The 24,152-nt window shown below is 38.1% G+C and carries 25 protein-coding genes; 14 read left to right on the forward strand and 11 right to left on the reverse strand.

Annotated features, from left to right (window positions below; all coding sequences use genetic code 11):
* Position 1: 1 nt before the first annotated feature.
* The 4 genes from P8I29_03480 (at position 2) to purQ (ending at position 4,750) form a co-directional block, all read left to right on the forward strand.
* On the forward strand, positions 2-1,543 hold the full coding sequence (locus P8I29_03480; GenBank protein MDG1916858.1) for an acyl-CoA carboxylase subunit beta: 1,542 nt from the start codon (positions 2-4) through the stop codon (positions 1,541-1,543).
* Between the two features lies 1 nt (position 1,544).
* Entirely contained in the window at positions 1,545-2,831 is a 1,287-nt protein-coding gene (gene purD / locus P8I29_03485; GenBank protein ID MDG1916859.1) for a phosphoribosylamine--glycine ligase, read from the forward strand.
* Positions 2,832-3,041: 210 nt separating this feature from the next.
* A complete protein-coding gene (locus P8I29_03490; GenBank protein ID MDG1916860.1) occupies positions 3,042-4,013 on the forward strand; it encodes a DUF6427 family protein in 972 nt (323 codons plus the stop codon).
* 41 nt (positions 4,014-4,054) lie between these two features.
* Positions 4,055-4,750 carry a phosphoribosylformylglycinamidine synthase subunit PurQ gene (purQ, locus tag P8I29_03495; GenBank protein ID MDG1916861.1) on the forward strand — a complete coding sequence of 232 codons (696 nt, stop codon included), beginning with the start codon at positions 4,055-4,057 and terminating at the stop codon, positions 4,748-4,750.
* Between the two features lies 1 nt (position 4,751).
* Here purQ and nadD read toward each other — a convergent pair whose 3' ends face one another.
* Genes nadD through P8I29_03520 form a run of 5 tightly spaced genes read right to left on the reverse strand, consistent with a single transcriptional unit; the run spans position 4,752 to position 8,022 of the window.
* Positions 4,752-5,327: a nicotinate (nicotinamide) nucleotide adenylyltransferase gene (nadD, locus tag P8I29_03500; GenBank protein MDG1916862.1), complete on the reverse strand. Its 576-nt coding sequence runs from the start codon at positions 5,325-5,327 to the stop codon at positions 4,752-4,754.
* Between the two features lies 1 nt (position 5,328).
* Positions 5,329-5,901, reverse strand: a complete 573-nt coding sequence (gene gmk / locus P8I29_03505; protein ID MDG1916863.1) for a guanylate kinase — start codon at positions 5,899-5,901, stop codon at positions 5,329-5,331.
* Positions 5,891-6,742, reverse strand: a complete 852-nt coding sequence (locus tag P8I29_03510) for a YicC family protein (GenBank protein ID MDG1916864.1) — start codon at positions 6,740-6,742, stop codon at positions 5,891-5,893. Before P8I29_03510 ends, gmk begins: the two co-directional genes overlap by 11 nt.
* Before the next feature lie 46 nt (positions 6,743-6,788).
* The gene (locus P8I29_03515) at positions 6,789-7,682 is read right to left on the reverse strand and encodes an EamA family transporter (GenBank protein ID MDG1916865.1); all 894 of its coding nucleotides are present in this window, start codon (positions 7,680-7,682) and stop codon (positions 6,789-6,791) included.
* Entirely contained in the window at positions 7,675-8,022 is a 348-nt protein-coding gene (locus P8I29_03520; GenBank protein ID MDG1916866.1) for an ArsC/Spx/MgsR family protein, read from the reverse strand. Before P8I29_03520 ends, P8I29_03515 begins: the two co-directional genes overlap by 8 nt.
* Positions 8,023-8,250: 228 nt before the next feature.
* Between P8I29_03520 and P8I29_03525 the strand changes: the two genes are divergently transcribed.
* The 6 genes from P8I29_03525 to P8I29_03550 all read left to right on the forward strand — a co-directional run bounded on the left by P8I29_03525 (position 8,251) and on the right by P8I29_03550 (position 12,364).
* Positions 8,251-9,309, forward strand: coding sequence for a hypothetical protein (locus P8I29_03525; GenBank protein MDG1916867.1), 1,059 nt, complete (start codon positions 8,251-8,253; stop codon positions 9,307-9,309).
* A 9-nt stretch (positions 9,310-9,318) separates the two neighbouring features.
* Positions 9,319-9,612, forward strand: coding sequence for a hypothetical protein (locus P8I29_03530; GenBank protein ID MDG1916868.1), 294 nt, complete (start codon positions 9,319-9,321; stop codon positions 9,610-9,612).
* Positions 9,613-9,688: 76 nt separating this feature from the next.
* Positions 9,689-10,834: a cystathionine gamma-synthase gene (locus tag P8I29_03535; protein MDG1916869.1), complete on the forward strand. Its 1,146-nt coding sequence runs from the start codon at positions 9,689-9,691 to the stop codon at positions 10,832-10,834.
* Positions 10,834-11,535, forward strand: coding sequence for an SDR family NAD(P)-dependent oxidoreductase (locus P8I29_03540; protein MDG1916870.1), 702 nt, complete (start codon positions 10,834-10,836; stop codon positions 11,533-11,535). Before P8I29_03535 ends, P8I29_03540 begins: the two co-directional genes overlap by 1 nt.
* Before the next feature lie 300 nt (positions 11,536-11,835).
* The gene (locus P8I29_03545; protein ID MDG1916871.1) at positions 11,836-12,060 is read left to right on the forward strand and encodes a hypothetical protein; all 225 of its coding nucleotides are present in this window, start codon (positions 11,836-11,838) and stop codon (positions 12,058-12,060) included.
* 76 nt (positions 12,061-12,136) lie between these two features.
* The gene (locus tag P8I29_03550; protein ID MDG1916872.1) at positions 12,137-12,364 is read left to right on the forward strand and encodes a hypothetical protein; all 228 of its coding nucleotides are present in this window, start codon (positions 12,137-12,139) and stop codon (positions 12,362-12,364) included.
* A gap of 4 nt (positions 12,365-12,368) precedes the next feature.
* On the opposite strand, the gene polA is transcribed toward P8I29_03550, so the two are convergent.
* Positions 12,369-15,176, reverse strand: a complete 2,808-nt coding sequence (gene polA, locus P8I29_03555) for a DNA polymerase I (GenBank protein MDG1916873.1) — start codon at positions 15,174-15,176, stop codon at positions 12,369-12,371.
* A 50-nt stretch (positions 15,177-15,226) separates the two neighbouring features.
* Between polA and P8I29_03560 the strand changes: the two genes are divergently transcribed.
* A complete protein-coding gene (locus tag P8I29_03560; GenBank protein ID MDG1916874.1) occupies positions 15,227-15,526 on the forward strand; it encodes a hypothetical protein in 300 nt (99 codons plus the stop codon).
* Here the strand turns inward: P8I29_03560 and P8I29_03565 are convergent.
* The 5 genes from P8I29_03565 to P8I29_03585 form a co-directional block, all read right to left on the reverse strand.
* Complete coding sequence (locus P8I29_03565) at positions 15,523-16,263, reverse strand: acyl-CoA desaturase (GenBank protein MDG1916875.1); 741 nt, start codon at positions 16,261-16,263, stop codon at positions 15,523-15,525. The genes P8I29_03560 and P8I29_03565 overlap by 4 nt on opposite strands.
* A gap of 107 nt (positions 16,264-16,370) precedes the next feature.
* Entirely contained in the window at positions 16,371-17,090 is a 720-nt protein-coding gene (locus P8I29_03570) for a hypothetical protein (protein ID MDG1916876.1), read from the reverse strand.
* Between the two features lie 95 nt (positions 17,091-17,185).
* Positions 17,186-18,166: a M28 family peptidase gene (locus P8I29_03575; protein ID MDG1916877.1), complete on the reverse strand. Its 981-nt coding sequence runs from the start codon at positions 18,164-18,166 to the stop codon at positions 17,186-17,188.
* A gap of 4 nt (positions 18,167-18,170) precedes the next feature.
* Positions 18,171-19,640, reverse strand: a complete 1,470-nt coding sequence (cysS, locus tag P8I29_03580) for a cysteine--tRNA ligase (GenBank protein MDG1916878.1) — start codon at positions 19,638-19,640, stop codon at positions 18,171-18,173.
* A gap of 8 nt (positions 19,641-19,648) precedes the next feature.
* Positions 19,649-20,605 carry an NAD-dependent epimerase/dehydratase family protein gene (locus tag P8I29_03585; GenBank protein ID MDG1916879.1) on the reverse strand — a complete coding sequence of 319 codons (957 nt, stop codon included), beginning with the start codon at positions 20,603-20,605 and terminating at the stop codon, positions 19,649-19,651.
* A gap of 112 nt (positions 20,606-20,717) precedes the next feature.
* Here P8I29_03585 and P8I29_03590 point away from each other — a divergent pair, with 112 nt between their 5' ends.
* The 3 genes from P8I29_03590 to hppD are packed head-to-tail and all read left to right on the forward strand — an operon-like array spanning position 20,718 to position 24,144.
* Positions 20,718-21,770: a rhodanese-related sulfurtransferase gene (locus P8I29_03590; protein ID MDG1916880.1), complete on the forward strand. Its 1,053-nt coding sequence runs from the start codon at positions 20,718-20,720 to the stop codon at positions 21,768-21,770.
* Positions 21,771-21,801: 31 nt separating this feature from the next.
* Entirely contained in the window at positions 21,802-22,962 is a 1,161-nt protein-coding gene (locus tag P8I29_03595) for a homogentisate 1,2-dioxygenase (protein MDG1916881.1), read from the forward strand.
* Between the two features lie 18 nt (positions 22,963-22,980).
* Complete coding sequence (gene hppD / locus P8I29_03600; GenBank protein MDG1916882.1) at positions 22,981-24,144, forward strand: 4-hydroxyphenylpyruvate dioxygenase; 1,164 nt, start codon at positions 22,981-22,983, stop codon at positions 24,142-24,144.
* The last annotated feature ends 8 nt before the right edge of the window (positions 24,145-24,152 follow it).

Genomic DNA, 24,152 nt, shown 5'->3' on the forward strand with positions numbered 1-24,152 from the left:
GATGAAAGACAAACTCAAGATATTAGAAGAAAAAAAGGCTCAAGCCTTAGTGGGTGGCGGACAACAACGTATAGACGCCCAACACGCTAAAGGTAAGCTGACCGCCAGAGAGCGTATTCACTTTTTAATGGACGAAGGTTCTTTTGAAGAGGTGGGTATGTTGGTGATGCACCGTTCTACTAATTTCGGCTTAGACAAACAGCAGTTTTTAGGCGATGGAGTCGTTACGGGTTTCGGCACTATTGAGGGTCGCTTGGTGTACGTATATGCTCAAGACTTTACCGTTATGGGCGGTTCTTTGGCAGAAGCCCATGCCGAGAAGATTTGTAAAATTATGGATATGGCCATGAAAAATGGCGCACCTATTATTGGCTTGAACGATAGTGGCGGTGCACGTATTCAAGAGGGTGTAGTTTCTTTGGGTGGTTATGCCGACATCTTTTATCGCAATACACGAGCAAGTGGAGTCGTGCCACAGCTTTCGGCTATTATGGGGCCTTGTGCTGGTGGAGCAGTCTATTCGCCTGCCCTTACCGACTTTATTATGATGGTAGAAAACACCTCGTATATGTTTGTTACTGGACCTAATGTCGTTAAAACAGTTACCCACGAAGAAGTGACTGCCGAAGAACTGGGCGGTGCAGCTACCCACGCTTCTAAATCTGGAGTAGCACATTTTACTTATGCCAATGAGGTGGAACTGATAAATAACCTCAAAAAGTTGTTAAGCTATATTCCCCAAAATTGTGAGGAAGATGCGCCAAGGGTAGATTACAAAATGGGCCATGAAAGACGCGTCCAACTGAATGATATCATTCCAGAAAGTCCTAGTCAGCCCTACGATATCCATGCGGCTATAAACGGTATTATCGATGCCGATTCCTTTCACGAGGTACACCAAGACTATGCCGAAAACATCGTCTGTGGCTTCGCTCGATTGGCTGGTCGTTCCATAGGTATTGTGGCGAATCAACCGGCCTTTTTAGCTGGGGTATTGGACAATCACGCCTCTAACAAAGCCGCTCGATTTGTGCGCTTTTGCGATGCCTTTAATATTCCTTTGTTGGTGTTGGAAGATGTGCCCGGCTTCTTGCCTGGCACTGATCAAGAATGGAACGGTATAATCAATAACGGCGCAAAGTTGTTATATGCTTTTAGCGAAGCTACAGTGCCACGTATAACGGTCATTACCAGAAAAGCCTATGGTGGTGCCTACGATGTGATGAACTCTAAGCATATTGGCGCCGACCTCAATTACGCTTGGCCTACGGCAGAAATAGCAGTAATGGGAGCAAAGGGAGCAGCCGAGATTATTTTTAGAAAAGATATCAAAGAGGCTAAAGACCCTCAAGCCAAATGGCAAGAGAAAGAGGCTGAATATGCCGAGCTTTTTGCTCATCCATACAACGCTGCTGCTCGAGGTTATGTCGATGAGGTTATAGAGCCTGCCAAAACACGAGAAAAGCTTATAAAGGCTTTCAAGATGTTAGAAAATAAGGTAGATAACCTACCTAAAAAGAAACACGGAAATATTCCATTATAAAATGAATGTATTAGTATTAGGTTCTGGAGGCAGAGAACATGCCCTTAGCTGGAAAATTGCGCAAAGCAGTTTGTGCGAAAAATTATTTATTGCCCCGGGTAACGCCGGAACATCTGAAGTCGGTGAAAATGTAAACATCGGCGTAACGGATTTTACATCTATTAAAACCTTTGTCATAGAAAACGAAATTGATATGCTAGTCGTTGGACCTGAAGACCCCCTAGTTAAAGGTATTTACGATTTTTTCAAAAACGATATTGCGCTTAGTGAAGTTTGCGTTATTGGGCCGTCTAAGGAAGGAGCACAACTGGAAGGCAGCAAAGAATACTCTAAGCAGTTTATGCAACGTCACGATATACCTACTGCCGCCTACGATAGTTTTACCAAAGATAATTTGAATGATGGTTTTGATTTTTTAGAAACTCTTGAACCGCCTTATGTATTGAAAGCCGATGGCTTGGCGGCAGGTAAAGGGGTGTTGATTATCGACAACTTGTATGAAGCAAAAAAAGAACTCAAAGCCATGTTGGCAGACGCTAAGTTTGGCGACGCGAGTTCTAAAGTGGTTATCGAAGAATTTTTAGACGGTATCGAGCTATCTGTATTTGTGCTAACAGACGGCAAAAACTATAAGATATTGCCATCTGCCAAAGACTACAAACGCATTGGCGAGGGCGATACAGGACTGAATACGGGAGGTATGGGAGCTATTTCTCCAGTACCTTTTGCCGATAAGTTTTTTATAGAACGTGTAGAAGATAGAATCATTAAGCCCACCATCAAAGGACTACAAGATGAAGGCATAGAATACAAGGGATTTATCTTCATCGGTCTAATGAACGTTAATGGCGACCCTAAAGTGATAGAATATAATGTGCGTATGGGTGATCCTGAAACGGAAGTAGTAATACCTCGTATCAAATCGGATTTGCTTAATCTTTTTAAAGGGATTTCTAAAGGGACTTTTGGAGAACAAGATTTTTATGTGGATGAAGACGTGGCAACAACTGTTATGCTAGTGTCTGGTGGCTATCCTGAACATTATGAAAAAGGTAAATCTATTCAAGGATTAGAAGAGGTAGAAAATAGTTTAGTCTTTCATGCTGGCACACGCCAAGAGAATAATAAAGTAATGACTAATGGTGGTCGAGTAATGGCTATTACTTCTTTCGGAAGAACAATGGAAGATGCATTAATCAAGTCGTTCGATAATGCTGAAAAAGTGCAATTCGATGGCAAGTATTACCGTAAGGATATTGGTTTTGACTTAAAAGAAGAGAAGGTTTAGGCCTCTCCGTTTTTCTTAAAAGAAACCAATTTGCCTGTCCAATAAATGAATAGAGCCGAGATTACAAGGATTGATAAAATATTAGGAATATTACCAAGAGCTGGCATGATTGTCCAAATGCTTGAAAATATTTCGCCGAGACCGTTCCAAAAAGTTGACCACATAGTTTGAGAAGTATTATTTTTGCAAAATTAGAACATTCTTAAAAAAATGCTAATAAAAACACTAAAAACAAATCGTCCTTCCGCATATATTGCGTTTTTCGTTACGGCGGTGGTCTTTTTTGTGTTGGATTTGATTAGTGTCCGTGAGCCTTCATTGGGTTCAGACCATCCTCTTTTTTCTTCATTAGCCTCTTTTTTTCTGCAACACCCTATTTGGTCTTCAGTCTTACTTCTTGCAATAAGTTTACTTATGGCTATGGGTTGGAATAACGCCCTTAGTGAAAGAGGTGTTTTCAAAAATGTGACCATATTACCTGCTTTCTTTTTTGTGATATTAAGCTCTGCTTTCTCGTTTTCATCCTCTTGGATATGCCTTTTTATAATGCTTTTTGTCCTCAATAAATTGATGCTCTGTTTTCAACAAGATAGACCCTATGGCTTATTATTTGATAGTGGTTTTCTCATTGGCTTGGCCACACTGATTAATCCTATTTGTATTCTCTTTTTTGTTCTGCCATACGTTTCCACCGCTCTCTACACCACCATCAGTTGGCGTAACTTACTCATTCCTTTTATTGGTTTATTTTCCCCTTTCTTATTCGCTTGGGCTTATGGCTTTTATTTCGATGGCCTACCCGCGCTAAGCAACTACTATTTTTCTTTTTTAAAATGGACATTCCCTAGCTTTGAATATTCCCTAGCTTTAGCCTTATGGTCATTGCTATTATTACTTTTATTCTTCTTCGCTATAAGAGAACTTATTCAGTGGTTGTCGATGAAAAGCTTACGTTCTAGAAAAGCTTTTTTTCTTTTATTTGGGTATTCTATCTGTGCATTTATTGGTATTTTCTTTGTTCAAGACAGCTGGAATCACCTCTTATTTTTTGCTTTGCCTTTTAGCGTTCTGATAAGTAATTATTTCATTTTTATACATAAAAGGTGGTGGTACGAAAGTGTGTTTATCCTTATCTTAATAAGTACTGTATATTTACAACTAGCACCTCTTTTTAAGGCATAAATTTTTCTAAATTTGTATTCTCATATTTAATACCATTATAAATGAAATTTGGCGTAGTCGTATTCCCCGGTTCCAATTGTGATAAAGACATGATCTATGTTTTAGAAACGCTTTATAAACAAGAAGTAGTCAGCCTTTGGCACAAAGACACCGACCTTCAAAACTGTGATTTTATCATCTTGCCCGGCGGGTTTTCTTATGGCGATTATTTGCGATCGGGAGCTATTGCTCGTTTCTCTCCCATAATGGAAAAAGTCATAGAATTTGCCAACAAAGGCGGCTATGTGATGGGTGTATGTAACGGCTTCCAAATCCTTTGCGAATCGGGCTTATTGCCAGGCGCATTATTACACAACAACAGTCACAAATTCATTTGCAAAAATGTTTATTTATCCACTGTGAATAACACCACATGTATTACCGACAGCATCATTAGAGAAGAGCCACTTTGCATTCCTATTGCTCACGGCGAGGGACGTTATTTTGCCGATGCGGACACCTTGAAACAACTCAACGATAACGATCAAGTGTTATTCAGATATTGTGATTCCAATGGGAACATTACAGACGATAGCAACCCTAATGGTGCAGTAGAGAATATTGCAGGTATTTGCAACGCTGGCCGTAATGTATTTGGTATGATGCCCCACCCCGAACGAGCTTCTGATTTGGAGTTAGGTAACAACGATGGCGGCTATATCTTCCAAAGTATAATTTCAGTTCTTGAACTGGCCTAATCTACTTTTTGTAGAAATTCATTTCATCAATATATTGGCTTATCCTAGGTGGCAGAAAATAATTGACTGCCTTGCCCTCTTGTATGCATTTTCTGATAAACTGAGCAGAAATATCCATCATAGGCGCATGTGTAAGGTGTATCTTAGGATGACTTTCTAAGGCACTACTTTTAGCTTTAGGTCTAGGGTAAACAAAAACCTCATGATGCTCCAAAATGGATTGGTGGTTTTTCCACTTATGTAAACTACTTAGATTGTCTTGCCCCATGATAAGTGCAAAATCTTCATTTGGATAGGCTTCTCTCAAGTGAGTTAAAGTATCTACCGTATAAGAGGGTATGGGTAAAGAAAACTCAAAATTAGAGGCTTGTAGATTAGGATCATTTTCGGTAGCTATACGCACTAATACCAAACGGTGTTGTTGGTCGAGTAAGGTTTCTTTGGTTTTGAAAGGGTTTTGGGGCGATACCATAAACCATATTTTGTCAATTTCGGTATGCTCCAGCATATATTGGGCAATAGCCATATGCCCTATGTGTATAGGGTTGAATGAGCCGAAAAATAAACCTGTTTTCATCTTACAATACTAAAAAATCTTGGGCTAAAGTGAGTGCTTCTTGACAAGTGGTCTCTAAATTTTCATTAACCAACACTTGGTCGAAAGCTGTTTTATGGGTCATTTCTTCTTCTGCTTTGCCTATACGTTTTTGAAGATCTTCTTCACTTTCTGTCCCCCTGTTACGCAATCTTTTTTCCAAAACTTCTAAAGATGGTGGAGCGACAAATAACGCTAAAGCCTTATCGCCAAAATGCTGTTTTAAGGATATGCCACCTTGTACATCCACATCAAACACGACCGATTTTCCTTGCGACCAAATACTTTGCACTTCTTCTAATAATGTACCATAAAATAAATGAGGATAAACTTCTTCCCATTCTAAAAATTTACTTTCAGCGATGTTTTTCTTAAACTCATCGACAGACAAAAAGTAATAATCTTTGCCCTCAATTTCATTGTTGCGGGGTTTTCTGCTACAAGCCGAAATAGAAAAGGATAGCTCTGTAGGCATTTGTTCTAACAAATGCTTAACTATGGTTGTTTTACCTGCACCAGAGGGGGCAGAAAAAATAAGGACTTTATTAGAGGACATTGAGTATTTGTTCTTTTATTTTTTCCAACTCGTCTTTCATCTGAACGACTTGTTGTTGCATTTCGGCATTATTAGATTTTGAACCTATGGTGTTCACTTCTCGGCCTATTTCTTGGCAGATAAAACCTAGCTTTTTACCTTCAGAAATGGAGGAGTCCATAGTTTCTAAAAAGTAATTGAGGTGGTTAGAAAGTCTAACTAATTCTTCTGTCACGTCAAGTTTTTCTAGGAAATAAATCAACTCTTGTTCTAGCCTATTTTCATCGATAGTTGATTTTAAGTCGCCTAGTTTTTCTACTATTCGTTCTCTGATATTCGCTACCCTTTGATGCTCTTCTTTTTCTATGCTTTGCATCAGGGTTCGGATGTTTTCTATACGTAGTTTGAAGTCATCGGCTAAGGATTTACCTTCATCCTTTCGGAATTGTGCGAGGGCTTGTGCCGCCTCATGAATGAGCTTTTCTATGCTTTGCCATTCCTGAGGGTCTAGCTCTTCTTTTTCTACTTTCATCACTTCAGGCATACGCATGACAGCACCCATTAGTTCGTCTTTATTGTCAAGTTCTTGGGCTATGGCTTTTAAGTCTTGATAGTACTTTTTAACGACTTCAGCATTGATGTTGGCGGTCTTTTCTATACCCGTATGCTCAACGAAAAGTGAGCAATCTATTTTACCCCTACCTAATGCAGAGCTCAAAAACTTCCGAATGACTAATTCTTTATCTCTGTAAGAGCTAGGCATACGAACATTCATATCAATCTGTTTGCTGTTGAGGGACTTTATTTCAACGGTAAACTTTTTGTTATGAGCGTTGCTTTCGGCTTTTCCGTAGCCTGTCATCGATAGAATCATAGTGTATTATTTATTTGACAAAGGTAATAAATTGCTAGTCTTGAGCAGGTTTTGTTTTTTGACTGACTAAATAAACACCTAAAAAGATTAAAATGGCGGATATTACTTTGATTAGATTAAGCTCGTCACTACTTGCTATTATGGCTACTATACTTGCCAAAACAGGCTGTAAATAGATGTAGGTGCTTACCGTTGAAGGGTTTAATGTTTTTAGTCCATATATGTTGAACAGGTAAGCTAAAAAAGTTGTGCCAACAACGACAAAGACTACACTCCACAAAATTGCGCTAGGCATAGCGGACCACTGTATCGCTTGGAAATCAGACCAACCAAAAGGAATGACAAAAATTATACCGAATAAAAACACCCAGCTGATAACGGTTATGGGCTTATATTTTTTCATTAACGGTTTTACTAATACAAGATATACAGCATAAGAAGAGGCGTTTAAAAAGACCATGATGTTGCCCCAAAAATGTTCGTTGTTAAGGGACAATTGACCGCCATTAGTAATCAGTGTAAGCGCACCAATAGCGCCGAGAGCTACGCCAATTCCTTTTTTTGTGCTAAAGCCTTCAGTGGCAAAAAACACACCAAACAACAATACCAATATGGGGTTGCTAACCATTATAACAGCAGCGTTAATGGGAGTGGTTAGGTTCAGACCTTCAAAAAATAACATCTGATTGATGGCGACACCAAACAAGCCGCAAATAGCCAGTTTAAGTAAGTCGTTGGCTTTCACTTTCTCATAATAAAACAGTACATAACAGAGCCAAAACATGATTACAGCACCTGTTACTCTAACCAAAATAAAACCTAGGGGTTCTATATAATCAGGCATGACGTCTTTAGCTACGGTGTAGTTGATGCCATATATGAGGTTAGCACCAAAAAGAGCTAAGTGGGCAAGTAGTCGTTTATTCATCTAGTGCAGAAATAAGTGCCTCTACTGTTTTTTTGCTGTTACCAACAAAAATGTTTTCGCCGACTAAAAAAACAGGACGTTTGAGGAAGGTATCTTCTTCTAAGATTAAATTTCTGTAATCCGTTTCGGTCAAATTTTTGTCTTTCAATCCCATGCTTTTATACTTCATGGCACGTCTGCTAAAAAGGGCTTCGTAAGAGCCTGTTTTTTCTGCCATTTCATCCAATTGTTCAGGACTGATTTTTTCAGTTCGGATGTCTTGCTCTTGCTCTGTCCAATTCACTTCTTTTAAGATGCGTTGGCAAGTACTGCATTGTGCCAAGTGGTATGCTTTTTTCATTGTGGTATTTATTAGGGGCTAAAAGTACAAACAAATTGTATCAAAATGTAGAGCAATATTTTGTTTAAAAAAGGGCCTTGAAGGAGTAAGGTCCTGAGCAAAATCGATTGTTTTTTGAATTTGTAGTGGGTATATTTGATTCGTTAAATACCTTAAAAACACAATCTCATGAAACGACAACTCAACTTACTTCTTATATTCATACAACATTATTAAAACCTAGGGTCTATGAAAAATTACCTAATCACTACTTTTATGTCAACTATTTTTTTGATGATATCCATTTTTGGAACTGTTCATGCCCAAGAGACAGACATTGCCCCTAATGCTAGTTTTACCGATTTGGATGGGGTAACCCATACTATACACGACTACCTCGATGAAGGTTATAAGGTATTACTCGATTTTTCTTACAGAACGTGTAATCCCTGTAAAGATTGGACGTTTAATGTTGGGCATGATATATGGGAAAAATATGGTCCTGATGGGGATAATACTCTCAGTATGTTCTACATTGACCCCAAACCATCATCTGACCAAGAAGTAGCAAGTTATACTCAACAATGGGGTATAGAGTATCCTGTTATCAATGTGCAGTCTAATTATTCAGAGTATCCAGTCAGTGGTTATCCTAGAGTTTTTTACATCTGCCCAGATGACGTACGAACTTACCATGAGGATGGTGGATGGGGTTACCCTTCTTCACACATTGCCTCAACCTATTATATAGAGTATTGCAATGGAACGGATTTGGATAACAATCGAACTTTAATGGACGTAACCACACCACTTTCTTCCACTTTGTGCAATGCAGCACCGCTTACTTACGCACCAAAACTACTTGTTACTAGGGGCGACCTTATCGTATCCAATGAGACCAACTATTTCGAAGACTATAAATTGGACATTTTCATTAATGGTAACTTCCATTCTAACCAAACGATTGACCCTTGGTCGGACATGACTGTTACAACCATGTATGATTATGCTTTTGTAGAGCCTTTTGAGGTTAATCAAAATGACGATATTACTTTTTTTATTGACTTTGAGGGCGATAATTTTCCAGATGATGACACTCTTCGTGTTACTATTCCATCATCGGTTAGTACGCCAACTTCTAGTTCTACCTCACTTGCTATTGAATGTTCAAGTAGCCTTTTATATGATATTTATGATTCTGATAATAATATAGTCAATGACGCTTTCAGTATGCCTAGTTATGGCTCTTCCCAATTCAGTTTGCAACAAGGAAGCTGTTACAGTATTTCTTTCCTTAATTCTAATTAATATTCTGGTTTGTTGAAAGATGCAGCGAGTAATACAGTACTTCATTCCGTTCAGGCTGGTCAATATAGCGGTGATCAAACCCCACGCTTGTATTTTAATGTCGTTACTATACCTACTCCAGCAGATATTTCAGAAGAAACGAATTGGACAAACCAACAACTTACAGAAAGGTATTTTTTGGATGCTTTGGGTAAACGCCAAGCGGCTCAAGACATAAGCGACTTAGCAATAGGAATTTACTTTGAAATAAGTCGTTACAGTAACGGCACGTTTAGCACCAAAAAACTGTTTAAAAATAAATAGCTTTAAAAAGGGGGACACTAGTCCCTCTTTTTTTTATCAATTGTGTAACTTAGCCGATGTTTTATTATACAACTTTATGAAGTTTAATACTAAGGTAATACACGCAGGTCTAGAACCAGACCCAACAACAGGAGCAATCATGACTCCTATCTATCAGACATCTACTTATGTTCAAGCCAGTCCGGGCGACCATAAAGGTTTTGAATATTCACGAACAGGCAATCCGACACGAGCTGCTTTGGAAGCCAATTTAGCTGCTTTAGAAAATGCTAAGTACGGTTTGTGTTTCGGTAGTGGCTTAGCGGCTATTGATGCTATTATAAAATTATTGAAGCCCGGAGACGAAGTGGTCTCTACCAATGATTTGTACGGTGGGACATACCGTATTTTCACCAAAATTTTTGAGAATTATGGGGTTAAATTTCATTTTATTAGCATGGAAAATGCTGATAAGATAGCCGATTATATCAACGATAACACTAAACTGATTTGGGTGGAAACACCAACTAACCCAATGTTAAACATCATTGATATAGAGGCGGTAGCTAAGGTAGCTAAAGCTAATGATGTAATGCTTGGTGTGGATAATACTTTTGCCTCACCATACCTTCAAAACCCTATTGACTTAGGAGCTGATATGGTCATGCATTCGGTAACCAAATACTTAGGCGGTCATTCAGACGTAGTGATGGGGGCTCTTATGCTTAACGATGACGCTTTAGCAGAACGCTTATACTTCATACAAAACAGTTGTGGTGCGGTGCCAGGGCCTATGGATAGCTTTTTGGTGTTGAGAGGAATAAAAACCTTGCATTTAAGAATACAACGTCATTGTGAAAACGGAAAAGCCATTGCTCATTTCTTAAAAGATCATCCTAAAGTAGATAAAGTCTATTGGCCAGGTTTTGAAAACCATCCCAACCATGATATAGCTAAAAAACAGATGAAAGATTTTGGCGGTATGTTGTCCTTTTCATTAAAAGGCAATAGATTAGATGATGCGTTTAAGGTGGTATCATCTACTCATTATTTTACCTTAGCAGAGTCTTTGGGTGGGGTAGAGTCTTTATGTGGTCATCCTGCTAGTATGACGCATGCCGCTATACCCAAGGAAGAAAGAGAAAAAACAGGTGTGGTGGACTCACTTATTCGATTAAGTGTTGGCGTTGAAGACATAGAAGATCTAAAATCAGACCTTGAACAAGCATTAAATCAATTATAATGGACGTATTTTATATAACAGGTGCAAGTAGTGGAATTGGAGAGGCTATAGCCGAATTACTTTTAGAGAATACCAACAATATGGTTATCGGTATTGCTCGTTCACGAACCATTCAGCACGATAGGTATAAGCATCATTATATTGATCTTTCTCAACCTTGGACAGATAAAATTTTCAAAGCCTCGTCGTTTAATGCGGATAAAGTCGTGCTGATTAATAATGCAGGCTCTATAGGACCTATAAAGCCATTGGGGCTTCATGAAGAAGAAGAAATAAAAGAGAATTATTTTCTAAATATTGCAGCGCCAAGTATTTTGTGTCAGCAATTTATCTCCTGTTTTGAGAGTAGCAAATCCAAGTGTATCATATTAAATATCAGTTCTGGAGCAGGAAAACAAGCCATTCATTCATGGAGTACTTATTGTGCATCTAAATCTGCTATGGATATGTTCTCTCAAGCACTTCAACTCGAATATCCGGCCTTCAAGGTGTTCTCTATTGCACCAGGTATTGTGGATACCGCTATGCAAGACGAAATTAGAGAAGCTAAAAAATCGGACTTCCCAGATGTCGATCGTTTTATTTCCTACAAAGAAGAAGGCGAATTAGCATCGGCAGAGTTAGTTGCTGAAAAATACGTTCATTTCTTAAATGACTGCAATAAACGTAAAGAAGTACTGTACTCTATTCGTGATTTGTAGATTTTAGCCAATTTAGCTCAATAATCACTCAAAAATACATGTAAAACACTGTAATTCAGCTGATTAAACACCAATCAGTTTATAAACATCTTGGTGTTAGTAATGAAAAATTTATTAAAACAAATTGTCAAACTAAACCTCTTGTAACTAACTAATAATCAGTTGTTTGCAAAAAATGAGTGTTAAAAAAAAGTTTTTTTTTAGTATTTATTTAATTTTGACTCTAATTGCACAAATAATTTGACAAGTATCAATCAGGCTTATATGTTTGTCCTCATTATTAATCAAATTTTTTAGAAAATGGATAAAGTATTTAAATACTTCGGTGATTTTTTCACAGGTTTAACTGCATTAGTAATTACCTTATTAGGTTTAGGAGTTGCTGTTGAGATTCTTTTTGGCTCTGGAGCAATGTTCGGAGTAACAGTAATTGAAAATGTAACTAACGTTTTAGGTTCTTTAGCTGGATCTGGTTTTGCTGGATTTTTAGCTATCTTGATTTTATTTTCTTTATTAAAGAAATAAGATGACTTATAAATAATTTAAAAAAGCTCGTCATATTGACGGGCTTTTTTTAAATTTAATCTTTAATATAAATACTATGAAAGATTTATTAGAAAGAATAAAAACTCTTGCCAACGATTTAACCTCTTTTGCAATAGTTATTTTATGCTTAGGCGTAACGGTACAACTCATTATCGGAGAACCTTTGTTTGGCTGGAATGTTGTAGGTAACATTTCCAAAGCTATCGGTTCAATGGGTCAAAGCAGCTTTATTGGGGTTGCAGCTCTTTTAGTATTGTATTCTATTTATAAGAACAAGAACTAAATTTTTAGTGGGCTTCTAGCCAATTTGTACCTATCCCTAGCTCTACATCCAGAGGTACGCTTATCGATATGGCGTTTTCCATCTTGTCTTTAATTAAGCTTTTGAAAATATCTATTTCACTTTGGTGTACGTCAAATACCAATTCATCGTGTACTTGCAACAACATTTTAGATTTATAATCTTTTTCTTTTAATGCATCAGCTACCTTTATCATGGCTAATTTTATAATATCAGCTGCTGAACCTTGTATTGGAGCGTTAATGGCATTACGCTCGGCATAACCTCTAACTACGGCATTCCTAGAGTTAATATCGTTAAGCATTCTCTTTCTGCCCATTATGGTTTCTACAAAGCCCTTTTCTCTAGCTTGGTCTATACTTAAATCCATATAGTCCTTAACTTTAGGGTATTGCATAAAGTAATTGTCGATAATTTCTTTAGCTTCTCCTCTTTTTATTCCTAAACGCTGGGATAAGCCAAAGGCAGATATACCATATATAATACCAAAATTGACCATTTTAGCGTGTGAACGTTGTTCTCTGCTGACTTCATCTAAGCCAATCTGATACACTTTAGCAGCTGTAGAGGTATGTATGTCTTCTCCACTTTGAAAAGCTGATAACATTCCATCATCTTGTGAAAGGTGTGCCATAAGGCGCAATTCTATTTGTGAGTAGTCGGCGGCTAACAAGGCGAATTTGTCATTTCTAGGGACAAAGGCTTTTCTAACCTCTCTACCTTTTTCACTCCTTATAGGAATGTTTTGTAAGTTGGGATTTACCGAGCTCAATCGTCCAGTAGCTGCTACAGCTTGTTGGTAGGTGGTGTGTATTCGGTGTGTATCTGTATCGGCCAACTCGGGCAAAGCATCGACATAGGTTGATTTTAACTTTTGTAGCTGACGGAACTCTAAAATATCGTCAATAATTTCGTGTTTGCCTTTTAGTTTTAACAGTGTTTCTTCAGAAGTTGAGTATTGCCCTGTTTTGGTTTTTTTGGGTTTTTCTACCAATTTCATATGTTCAAAAAGGATCTGTCCTAATTGTTTAGGCGAGGCTAAATTAAAGGGTGTCCCTGCTGTTTTTTGAACATTATCATTGAGTTGTATAATTTTCTCTTCTAACTTTTTAGAGAAGTCAGCTAAGGCATCAATATCTATTTTCACGCCTTCCATTTCCATTTTAGAAAGTACGGAAATTAAGGGCATCTCAATGGTCTTAAACACATCATAGGCTTTAGTGCCTTCAAGACTTTTCTGAAAAATTTCTTTTAACTGAAAGGTAATGTCGGCATCTTCACAAGCGTAAGGGCACAATTGCTCTAAGGGTGCTTGGCGCATACTGAGCTGATTCTTCCCTTTTTTACCTATCAATGTTTCTATACTTATGGGTGAATAGTTGAGGTAATTTTGAGCCAAGACATCCATATTGTGACGTTGGTCGGGCTCAAGTAAGTAATGTGCCAACATAGTGTCAAAAATAGGAGCTTCTACATTCGTCCCATATTTAGCAAGAACCTTATAGTCGTATTTTAAGTTTTGGGCGATTTTCTCTATGCTAGTGTGTTCAAAAAAGGCTTTGAATTCATCAACTATATTTTGTTCATCTCCCTCAGGAATATGAACATAATAGGCTACGTTTTTTTCAAAACAGAACGACATACCAATGATATCGGCCGTAAGAGGGTTTAAGCCTGTTGTTTCTGTATCGAAGCAAACAGACTTTTGTGCTAAGAGTTGGGCTAGTAGATTTTTTCTTTTTTCAGCGGTATCTATTAAAATGTAGTTGGTATTAACATCTTCAATAGTTTGGTATGAAGTTGCCGGAGGAGTATCGTCAACTGCCATAGAAAACAAATCTATTTGACCGTTTGAAGAGCCACTCTTTTTAGTATTGTCAGATACTTCTTTCTTTTCTTCATTCTCTTGCACCGCCGATTGACCTAATAGGCGTTTAGCCAAGTTTCTAAATTCCAATTCTTCGAATAAGGCTTGTACCTTTTCAGCATCGAATTTTTTAACTTCTAAAGCTTTTTCATCAATATCTACAGGCGCGTCTAGCAGTATAGTTGCTAACTTTTTAGACAATATACCTTGCTCTTTGTGGGCTTGTATTTTTTCACCCAACTTACCCTTGACTTCATGAGCGTTTTCCAATAAGGTTTCCATATTGCCGTATTGAGCCAATAGTTTTTTAGCTGTTTTTTCACCCACTCCAGGCAAGCCTGGTATATTATCTACGGCATCGCCCATCATCCCTAAGAAATCGATGACTTGAGTAACTTCTTTAATCTCAAATTTATTGAGCACCTCTTGAATGCCCCACGTTTCGGTTGGCTTCCATTTGTTGCCTGGGCGGTACAACAAAATATTTTCTGAAACGAGCTGTGCAAAATCTTTGTCAGGTGTCATCATATACGTTACAAAACCTTGCTTTTCGGCTTTCTTGGAGAGCGTTCCTATGACGTCGTCTGCTTCATAGCCATCGGCAAACAGCTTGGAAATATTAAAGGCATCTAACAATTGGTCAATGTAGGGCAGAGCTACCGCAATTCCCTCTGGCATGGCCTCTCTATTGGCTTTGTATTCGGCATATTCTATGTGCCTAATAGTGGCTTTTGGAGTGTCAAAAACAACAGCAATATGTGTAGGGTTTTCTTTTTTTATGACTTCCACCAAACTATTTACAAAGCCCAAGACAGCTGAGGTTTCAATGCCTTTGGAATTGATGCGTGGGTTTTTGCTAAAGGCAAAATAAGAACGATAAATTAGCGCAAAGGCATCAATAAGAAATAGTTTTTTGACTTGTGCCATAGATAGAATTGTTTTGCTGCAAGATACAAGATTATGCTTATTTTTGTAAAATGAATCGCTTAATCTTATCTGCTTTTTTCTGTATTTCTTTGTTCTCTTGCGCTCAAGATCAGCCTTTGGTATCTATGGAGGGTTGGTGGACAATGAATGAAGGACAACATTATTTTGAAGATCAAGATAATGTTCCTGTTATTTTTGTTGGTGAGGACTTATGGGGTATGGATGACTATTATTCCGACCTAGTTCCTGCAATGGGCTTGCCAGTACAAGTGATAATTACCGCCAAAATGAATGGTGATACTCTTGAAATTCACACTTTAGAGATTGCTCCTGAAGGGTGTGACGACTAGCTTTTTAAAGCAACAGGATTGATTCGTATTAATCCTACCCAATCCATAATTCTCATAATGGGGTAAATGGGGTCAATCTCGTACCATTTTCTAGCAAAGTTAGCCATACCACCCTCTGCATGGTGGTTGTTGTGATAGCCTTCGCCCAACATAAAAATGTCAAAAGGCATGAGGTTTTTTGAAGTGTCATCCACTTCGTAATTGGTGTATCCAAACTTGTGCGCAAACCAATTGACTACAGTACCATGAATGGGACCCATCACTATGTGCATAGGAATAAATAGGTACATCCACCAAGCTGTAGCGAAAGTGTAGTAGAACCAAATGTAGAATAATGACCATAGCACTTTTACCAATAGCGATCCTGCCATTTTATCGAACCATTTCCAATCGGGTAAGTTTATAGTGATGGATTCTTTTACTTTAATAGCACCACTCTGAATACCAGCAAATTTATGATATGTTTTGACCATTAAACTCACAAAGTTTTTGGAAAATAATGGCGAATGCGGATCTTCTTCTTTATCGGCATGTTCGTGGTGCAAACGGTGTAAGATGCCGTATACTTTTGGACTCATATAAGACGAGCCTTGCGAAATAAAAGAAAATACAAAAAAGAACTTCTCTACCCATTTAGGCATAGTAAACATTTGGTGCGCCGAATAGCGGTGGTGAAAAAAAGATTGTGCAAAAAGTGATAAATACCAGTGTGCTACGATGAATAAAAAAATTTCCATATCAATAATATAAAGGGTTAGTTTTTCAAGGTACAAAGGTCGGTATAAATATGCAATCCAAAAAACGACTATGGCTTTTTTATTTACTGAAACTAGAATTGGGCTTACTATTCGCTTTGGAATTTTTTATACGCGTTTAAAATGAAATGGATTTTCAAGCCAAAAGTTAATTGAAACGGATAGAGATTTCCCTCATTTACTGTTCGTCTTTCCCACCATTCTACGAATGAAAAATCGACTATTTGAGGGTTTTTCACATTAGTGTATTTTATTTTTGCGAATGCTAATCCGCAGGTAGTATAGAAGCTGAATCCAATATTTTCAAAACTTAAATTACTCTCAAAATAAATTTGTCCACCTATCCTGTTATCATGCATTCGTGCTGCATCGTAATCAATTCCTCCTTTGCTGCCTTCGGGGTAGTAGTAGCTATTCTTTAACTCTACTTGTCGCTTTGTATACAACAAACTAGCGCCTAAAAATGTACTAAGGGTTTTCTTTTGACCAATTAAGAGCTTGAATGTTGGTTGAATATCGAAGATTGCATACTCATTTTTATTGCGTTTTAAATTTTCATCAAAAACAACGGTTTTGTAAATGTTTAAATCGCCATAAGCTATACTAAGGTCGTAGTACCAATTTTTAGTAATATGACCATCTGTACCCAATGAAATACGAGGGTATTCGTTTAAAAAATCTACAGTTTTTAAGGGCTTTAGATAGACACTATTTAATTGAGGGGTATGTTCTTGAGCTAAAGATACTAAGCTACAAAACACACCTAATTGCATAACTAATAATGCACGTATAGTAAGTATTGTTTTCATAACTTAAGGATTAACGTAACAAAACTAACAAAAAAACAAATTTTTAGTTAAACAAAACGTTAACTATGGATTAAGGTTTTATAAGCTTGTGAAGATTATTCATTATAAATAACAGAGGTAACTGTCTGACCTACAGCTTTGAGGGTGCTTTTATCAATATTTCTCATGTCATCGCCATGGGTGTGCCAATGCTTATTAAAGCCTGTTTGAGTGTTGTTGTCGTATTCAATAATATCTATGGTTGGGATATTAGCTAAGGTGTTGACAAAATAATGATCGTCAATGATTTGAGGAGTAGGTTGGTATACAAAATAACTGCCATACCCCAAGTTGTGAGCTTCTTTCCAAACCTTTTTAAGAATGCGTTGAGCAAATGTTCTGGATAGCCCCTCTTGGGTAAAACGAGCGTCTTTAGCGGCTACCATATCTAACAAAATACCATACTGTGCATAGTAGTTGGGTGTATGGGGGTTTTTGCCCCAATATTGTGAGCCGATACACCAGCTAGAAGTAGCACTATTGCCATCGCCATCGGGGTTTCCGTGGTCTTCGGCATCAAACAAGATGATATCTATGCCTACTGTGCTTTCTTGTTGGGACAACAGCCTTGCAATCTCAATCAGAACACCAACGCCACTACCGCCATCGTTAGCACCGAGGATAGGTTCGTTTTGTCGTTCTACATCGTAATCAGCTACATGGCGAGTATCCCAATGGGCGCACAATAATATTCGGTTGTTTTTCTCTGGACTGAATGAGGCAATGATATTTCTCAAAGTATGAGATTTGCCATCATAAGTTTTGATAGGACTGTTTTGTTCTTGAACGTGAGGGGTATAGGTCTTTAGTTTTTCAACCAAAAAATCGCCACATTGTTTCCACCCTTTACTACTGACATAGCGGGGTCCAAAATCAACTTGTTGCTGAATATAGGTGTAGGCACTATCAGCATTAAAGTCAGGCACTTCAACGCTTTTCTTGACTTCTTTTTTTACCGATTGAGTGGGTTTATTATCTTGGCAAGCCAACAGAAAAATAACACATAAAAAATACAGAGGTAGTTGTCTAATCATCATTCAATTAATTTTTTACTTCCCAAGAACTACCATCGCTACCATCACGCACTTCGATGTTTAGCTTTTTGAGCTCATCCCTTATAAGGTCTGCACTGGTCCAATCTTTATTGGCTTTGGCATTTCCTCTAAGCTGAAGAATGATGTTCATTACTTCTTTGGTTAGGTCGTTACCTTTGGTGTCTTGGTCTTCTTGTAAACCTAAAATATTGAATACAAAGGTGTCAAACAATCGGTTTAGGCTTTTTATATCTTCTTGATTTATTTGTTCTGTACCTGCTTTTGCAGAATTGACAATACGTACGGCTTCAAATAAATGAGCAATTAGAATAGGTGTGTTAAAGTCATCATTCATAGCCTTAAAACATTTGTCTTCAAGAGCTTTGATATCAACAGAGCTATTGGCGCTAGAGTTTAAGGATTTTAAAGTAGCTGCTGCGTTCAATAATTTATTCATGCCCTTTTCAGCAGCTTGCAAAGCATCGTTAGAAAAATCCAATGGACTACGATAGTGAGCTTGTAAGATGAAAAAACGCACCGTCATAGGGCTGTAAGCACGTTCTAAAAGTTCGTGGCTTCCACTAAAAAACTCTTCTAGGTTAATGAAGTTGCCAAGGGATTTCCCCATCTTTTGTCCGTTGATGGTAATCATGTTATTATGCATCCAATATTTGGCGGGGTCGCATTTGTTACAAGCATTAGACTGGGCTATTTCTGCTTCGTGGTGAGGGAAAACCAAGTCCATACCACCACCATGAATGTCGAAGGTATCACCTAAGTATTTGCTGCTCATGGCAGAACATTCTAAGTGCCACCCTGGGAAACCGTCACTCCAAGGTGAGGGCCAACGCATGATGTGTTCAGGAGCGGCTTTTTTCCATATAGCAAAATCTACTGGGCTTTTCTTTTCACTTTGCCCTTCTAAGGCTCTAGTATTTTCAAGGGTATCCTCTAGGTTTCTGCCTGAAAGTTTGCCGTAAGGGAAATCCTCATTGTATTTATTGACATCCAAATAAACAGAGCCATTGACTTCATAAGCATAGCCGTTATTGATAATGGTTTTTACCATTTCTATTTGCTCAATAATATGCCCTGTGGCCCTTGGCTCTATTGATGGTGGCAAACAGTTTAGTGCTTCTACAGCCTTGTGGTATTTGATGGTATAAAATTGTACCACTTCCATAGGCTCTAATTTTTCCAATCGAGCCTTTTTAGCGATTTTATCTTCGCCCTGGTCAGCGTCATCAACCAAATGACCAGCATCTGTAATGTTTCGAACGTAACGTACTTTTAAGCCCAAATGCTGAAGGTAACGAAAAACGATGTCAAAAGTAATAGATGGTCTGGCGTGTCCTAAGTGGGGTTCGCCATACACCGTAGGACCACAAACGTACATACCAACAAAGTTGGGCAATAAGGGTTTGAAGGCTTCTTTCTGACGACTTAGTGTATTATAAATGTGTAAATCTAAACTCATTAAATTGGTTATTCGGTAATTAGTGTTTCAATGTTCTTCAGCATATCAGAAGTCATATCTTGCAAATTAACGGAACTTTTCCAATTCCAATCCTTAAAAGCTACAGAATCGTCAATATTTTGTGGCCAACTGTCTGCTATAGCTTGTCGGTAATCACTTTTATAGTCTATTTTAAAGCTCGGTATATGTTTTTTTATCTCTAGCGCTAACTCTTTTGGGCTAAAGCTCAAACCAGCAATATTATATGAAGAACGTATTTTAATTTGTTCATTTGGAGCTTCCATAATTTCTAAGGTTGCTCTAATAGCATCGTTCATATACATCATAGGCAAGGTAGTATCTTCACTCAAAAAGCTAGTGTAAGATTTGTTCTTTAACGCTTCATGAAAAATATGAACAGCATAGTCGGTAGTCCCTCCTCCGGGTTGTGATTTCCAGCCGATAAGTCCGGGATAACGGACACTTCTAACATCAACTCCGAATTTTTGATTGTAATACTCGCACCAACGTTCGCCTGCTAATTTACTAATGCCATAAACGGTATTGGGCTCCATAATGGTTCGCTGAGGCGTCAAAATACTTGGTGTTGTAGGTCCAAATACAGCAATTGAGCTTGGCCAAAATATTTTTTCGATATGTTTCTCTTTAGCTAAATCCAAAACGTGTGAAAGAGAACGCATATTGAGGCTCCAGCCCAACTCGATATTTTGTTCTGCTGTTGCCGATAACAAGGCAGCTAACAGATACACTTGAGTAACTTGATATTTTTTAACGATATCAAACAACAGGTTTTTGTCCATTATATCTAAAACCTCAAAGGGTCCAGAGTGCATAATTTCAACAGTGTCTGAAGGTCGTATATCAGAAGCAATGACATTAGAATTGCCATAAGTTCGTCTGAGCGTACATACTAGTTCTGTGCCAATCTGACCAGAAGAGCCGATAACTAAGATGGTGTCTTTCATGTGGAGCTTAAATATGGTACAAATATAGCATTTAGTGTATATCTATGACTCAAATCATCTTTCAAATCCTATTTCTTTGTGTACCTTTGAGGCTAGAAAAAAATTCAGTTTAATGGATCCGAATGCACATAAGAAAGGTTTGCGCAACAAGCTCAGTAAGGAACAGGCTTTGGAGAAGCTAGAAGCCGAAGATTTTTGTAGAAAAACATTATCCTTTTATCGCTATGTTATTTTAGAAAACCCTGAACAATTTAGAGATGATTTGTTTAAACATTGGAATGAGTTAGATTGTTTGGGTAGAATTTATGTAGCTAGAGAAGGAATTAATGCCCAAATGAATGTGCCAGAGCATCATTGGGAGCAATTTATAGCATCCTTGAATACCTTTGAGGAGTTAAAGAATATACCCCTGAAAATTGCGGTTGAAGATGATGGTAAGTCTTTCTATAAACTTACCATAAAAGTTAGAGAGCAGATTGTGGCTGACGGCTTACCTCTAGACGAATATGATGTGACGGATGTTGGACAACACTTGAACGCCCAACAATGGAATGATGCCATAGAACAAGGGGCTATTGTAGTTGATATGCGTAATCACTATGAAAGTGAAATCGGTCATTTTGAAAATGCTATATGTCCTCAATCCGATATATTTAGGGAAGAATTACCTGAGGTAAAAGATATGCTTAAGGGCAAAGAGGATAAAAAAGTATTGCTTTATTGTACAGGAGGTATTCGTTGTGAAAAGACATCTGCCTACCTGAAGCATCACGGTTTTAAAGACGTTAACCAGCTGCATGGTGGTATTATAGATTATGCACGTCAGTTGGATGAAAACAAGGATTTACCCAATAAATTTAAGGGCAAGAACTTTGTCTTTGATGAACGTTTAGGGGAACGCATTAGTCAAGAAATAATTAGCAGTTGCCACCAATGCGGTGAGCCATCGGACACCCACGTAAACTGTAAAAATGTGAATTGCAATTTATTGTTTATTCAATGTAGCAGCTGTCAAGAAAAACATCAGCAATGTTGTTCATCTGATTGTTTGGAGATTATTCAATTGCCTGATGAGGAACAGCAAAAGCTAAGACAAGGAAAAGAAAATAAAAAACGCTTTCATAGTCATATGCGAGTGGATTTATCGAAATCGTTTAAAGAGTAAAAAATTTTATAACTTACTAAAAAATTGAACTATGCCATTTTATCACAAATTGGGGAAAATACCCCACAAAAGACATACTGTTTTTTCTAAGCCCGAGGGTGGTATGTATTATGAGCAATTGTTTGGAACGGTAGGGTTTGACGGAATGTCTTCCTTATTATACCATACCCATCGACCGACAATGGTAAAGGATATTAAAGGGGCAAAAGATATCAGTCCTAAAATAGCCGTTGATAAGAATTTAAAATCATTGAGTTTGAAAGGCTTTAATGTTCAGCCGACAGACGACTTTTTGGATAGTAGGGTAGCGGTGTTAATTAATAATGATTGTCATATTTCATTAGCTGCACCTAAGCAGTCTATGACCGATTATTTTTACAAAAATGCCGATTGCGATGAGATGATTTTTGTACACAAAGGAACAGGTACTTTACGTACCATTGTTGGTAACCTTAAGTACGGTCCTGGTGATTATCTAATGATACCTCGAGGGATGATTTACGCTTTTCAATTCGATACTGAGGACAACCGTTTGTTCATTGTCGAATCGACAAGCCCTATGTATACGCCAAAGCGTTACCGTAATTGGTTTGGTCAACTGTTAGAGCATTCTCCTTTTTGCGAACGTGATTTGCGTCAGCCTGACGAACTAGAAACACACGATGAGTTGGGAGATTTTACTATGATGATTAAAAAGGAAGGGATGTTACACGAATACGTTTATGCCTCACATCCTTTTGACGTTATTGGATGGGATGGCTACAACTATCCTTATGCTTTTTCTATTCATGACTTTGAACCTATTACAGGGCGTGTACACCAACCGCCACCAGTGCACCAAACTTTTGAGGCTGCAGGTTTTGTGGTGTGTTCTTTCTGTCCACGTTTATACGACTATCACCCTGAAGCAATTCCAGCCCCCTACAATCACTCCAATATAGATTCGGATGAGGTGTTGTATTATGTCGATGGTGACTTCATGAGCAGAAACCACATTCAGCAAGGACAGATTACCTTACACCCTGCTGGTATTCCGCATGGGCCGCACCCTGGTGCAGCAGAGCGAAGTATCGGACAAACAGAAACCGAAGAGTTAGCGGTAATGGTAGATACTTTCAAGCCTTTAAAAGTAACTCAGGCGGCTATGGACTTAATAGATGGAGATTATCATCAGTCTTGGTTAGATAAATAATTTAAAAAACATACAATTATGTCAGCAGATATTAAAAATTTAAAAAACCTTCAAAATACAGAATACGGCTTGAAAAAGTTGTTTGATGAAGCAGAAGACTTTTTGCCATTGTTAGGAACGGATTATGTAGAACTGTATGTCGGTAACGCTAAGCAGTCGGCACATTTCTACAAAACGGCATTTGGCTTTCAGTCGGAGGCTTATGCTGGATTAGAAACGGGTGTTAAAGACCGAGTTTCTTATGTTCTAAAGCAAGATAAAATACGCTTAGTACTGACAACACCGCTTACTGAAGGCGGTCCTATAAACGAACACATCAACAAACACGGTGATGGTGTTAAGGTTGTTGCTCTATGGGTAGAAGATGCTACCAAAGCGTGGGAAGAAACAACTAAGCGAGGAGCAAAATCTTTTATGGAGCCTACATCTGAAGAAGATGACTTTGGTAAAGTTGTACGTTCAGGAATCTATACCTATGGTGAGACGGTTCACATATTTGTAGAAAGAAACGCTTATGACGGTCCTTTTTTACCGGGCTATAAAAAGTGGGAAAGCCACTATAACCCTGCACCAACAGGATTGAAGTTTATTGACCATATGGTGGGTAATGTCGATTGGGACGAGATGAATACTTGGTGTGAGTTTTATGCTAAAGTAATGGGCTTTGCTCAAATTATCTCTTTCGATGATAAGGATATTTCTACCGATTACACCGCCTTGATGAGTAAGGTAATGAGTAATGGTAACGGTCGTATTAAATTCCCAATTAACGAACCGGCTGAAGGCAAGAAAAAATCTCAAATTGAAGAATATATAGACTTCTATAATGGCCCTGGTGTTCAACACATTGCAGTAGCAACAGACGATATCGTTAAAACTGTTTCTGCTATGCGAGACAGAGGGGTAGAGTTTTTGTATGTTCCAGAGAGTTATTACGATGATTTGTTAGAACGTGTTGGCGATATTGATGAAGATGTTGAGGTGCTCAAAAAGCACGGCATACTGATTGACAGAGACGATGAAGGCTATCTGTTACAATTGTTCACTAAACCTGTTGTAGATAGACCAACCATGTTCTTTGAAATTATTCAACGAAAAGGAGCGCAATCCTTTGGTAAAGGAAACTTCAAAGCCCTATTTGAAGCTATCGAAAGAGAGCAAGGCAATAGAGGTACTTTGTAATATGAATA

Source organism: Flavobacteriales bacterium (assembly GCA_029248105.1).
Classification (GTDB): Bacteria; Bacteroidota; Bacteroidia; order Flavobacteriales; family UBA7312; genus UBA8444.

Coding starts and splice junctions, on each gene's coding strand:
- P8I29_03480 (MDG1916858.1), top strand. CDS start 2: ATGAAAGACAAACTCAAGATATTAGAAGAAAAAAAGGCTCAAGCCTTA.
- purD (MDG1916859.1), top strand. CDS start 1,545: ATGAATGTATTAGTATTAGGTTCTGGAGGCAGAGAACATGCCCTTAGC.
- P8I29_03490 (MDG1916860.1), top strand. CDS start 3,042: ATGCTAATAAAAACACTAAAAACAAATCGTCCTTCCGCATATATTGCG.
- purQ (MDG1916861.1), top strand. CDS start 4,055: ATGAAATTTGGCGTAGTCGTATTCCCCGGTTCCAATTGTGATAAAGAC.
- nadD (MDG1916862.1), bottom strand. CDS start 5,327: ATGAAAACAGGTTTATTTTTCGGCTCATTCAACCCTATACACATAGGG.
- gmk (MDG1916863.1), bottom strand. CDS start 5,901: ATGTCCTCTAATAAAGTCCTTATTTTTTCTGCCCCCTCTGGTGCAGGT.
- P8I29_03510 (MDG1916864.1), bottom strand. CDS start 6,742: ATGACAGGCTACGGAAAAGCCGAAAGCAACGCTCATAACAAAAAGTTT.
- P8I29_03515 (MDG1916865.1), bottom strand. CDS start 7,682: ATGAATAAACGACTACTTGCCCACTTAGCTCTTTTTGGTGCTAACCTC.
- P8I29_03520 (MDG1916866.1), bottom strand. CDS start 8,022: ATGAAAAAAGCATACCACTTGGCACAATGCAGTACTTGCCAACGCATC.
- P8I29_03525 (MDG1916867.1), top strand. CDS start 8,251: ATGAAAAATTACCTAATCACTACTTTTATGTCAACTATTTTTTTGATG.
- P8I29_03535 (MDG1916869.1), top strand. CDS start 9,689: ATGAAGTTTAATACTAAGGTAATACACGCAGGTCTAGAACCAGACCCA.
- P8I29_03540 (MDG1916870.1), top strand. CDS start 10,834: ATGGACGTATTTTATATAACAGGTGCAAGTAGTGGAATTGGAGAGGCT.
- P8I29_03545 (MDG1916871.1), top strand. CDS start 11,836: ATGGATAAAGTATTTAAATACTTCGGTGATTTTTTCACAGGTTTAACT.
- P8I29_03550 (MDG1916872.1), top strand. CDS start 12,137: ATGAAAGATTTATTAGAAAGAATAAAAACTCTTGCCAACGATTTAACC.
- polA (MDG1916873.1), bottom strand. CDS start 15,176: ATGGCACAAGTCAAAAAACTATTTCTTATTGATGCCTTTGCGCTAATT.
- P8I29_03560 (MDG1916874.1), top strand. CDS start 15,227: ATGAATCGCTTAATCTTATCTGCTTTTTTCTGTATTTCTTTGTTCTCT.
- P8I29_03565 (MDG1916875.1), bottom strand. CDS start 16,263: ATGGAAATTTTTTTATTCATCGTAGCACACTGGTATTTATCACTTTTT.
- P8I29_03570 (MDG1916876.1), bottom strand. CDS start 17,090: ATGAAAACAATACTTACTATACGTGCATTATTAGTTATGCAATTAGGT.
- P8I29_03575 (MDG1916877.1), bottom strand. CDS start 18,166: ATGATGATTAGACAACTACCTCTGTATTTTTTATGTGTTATTTTTCTG.
- cysS (MDG1916878.1), bottom strand. CDS start 19,640: ATGAGTTTAGATTTACACATTTATAATACACTAAGTCGTCAGAAAGAA.
- P8I29_03585 (MDG1916879.1), bottom strand. CDS start 20,605: ATGAAAGACACCATCTTAGTTATCGGCTCTTCTGGTCAGATTGGCACA.
- P8I29_03590 (MDG1916880.1), top strand. CDS start 20,718: ATGGATCCGAATGCACATAAGAAAGGTTTGCGCAACAAGCTCAGTAAG.
- P8I29_03595 (MDG1916881.1), top strand. CDS start 21,802: ATGCCATTTTATCACAAATTGGGGAAAATACCCCACAAAAGACATACT.
- hppD (MDG1916882.1), top strand. CDS start 22,981: ATGTCAGCAGATATTAAAAATTTAAAAAACCTTCAAAATACAGAATAC.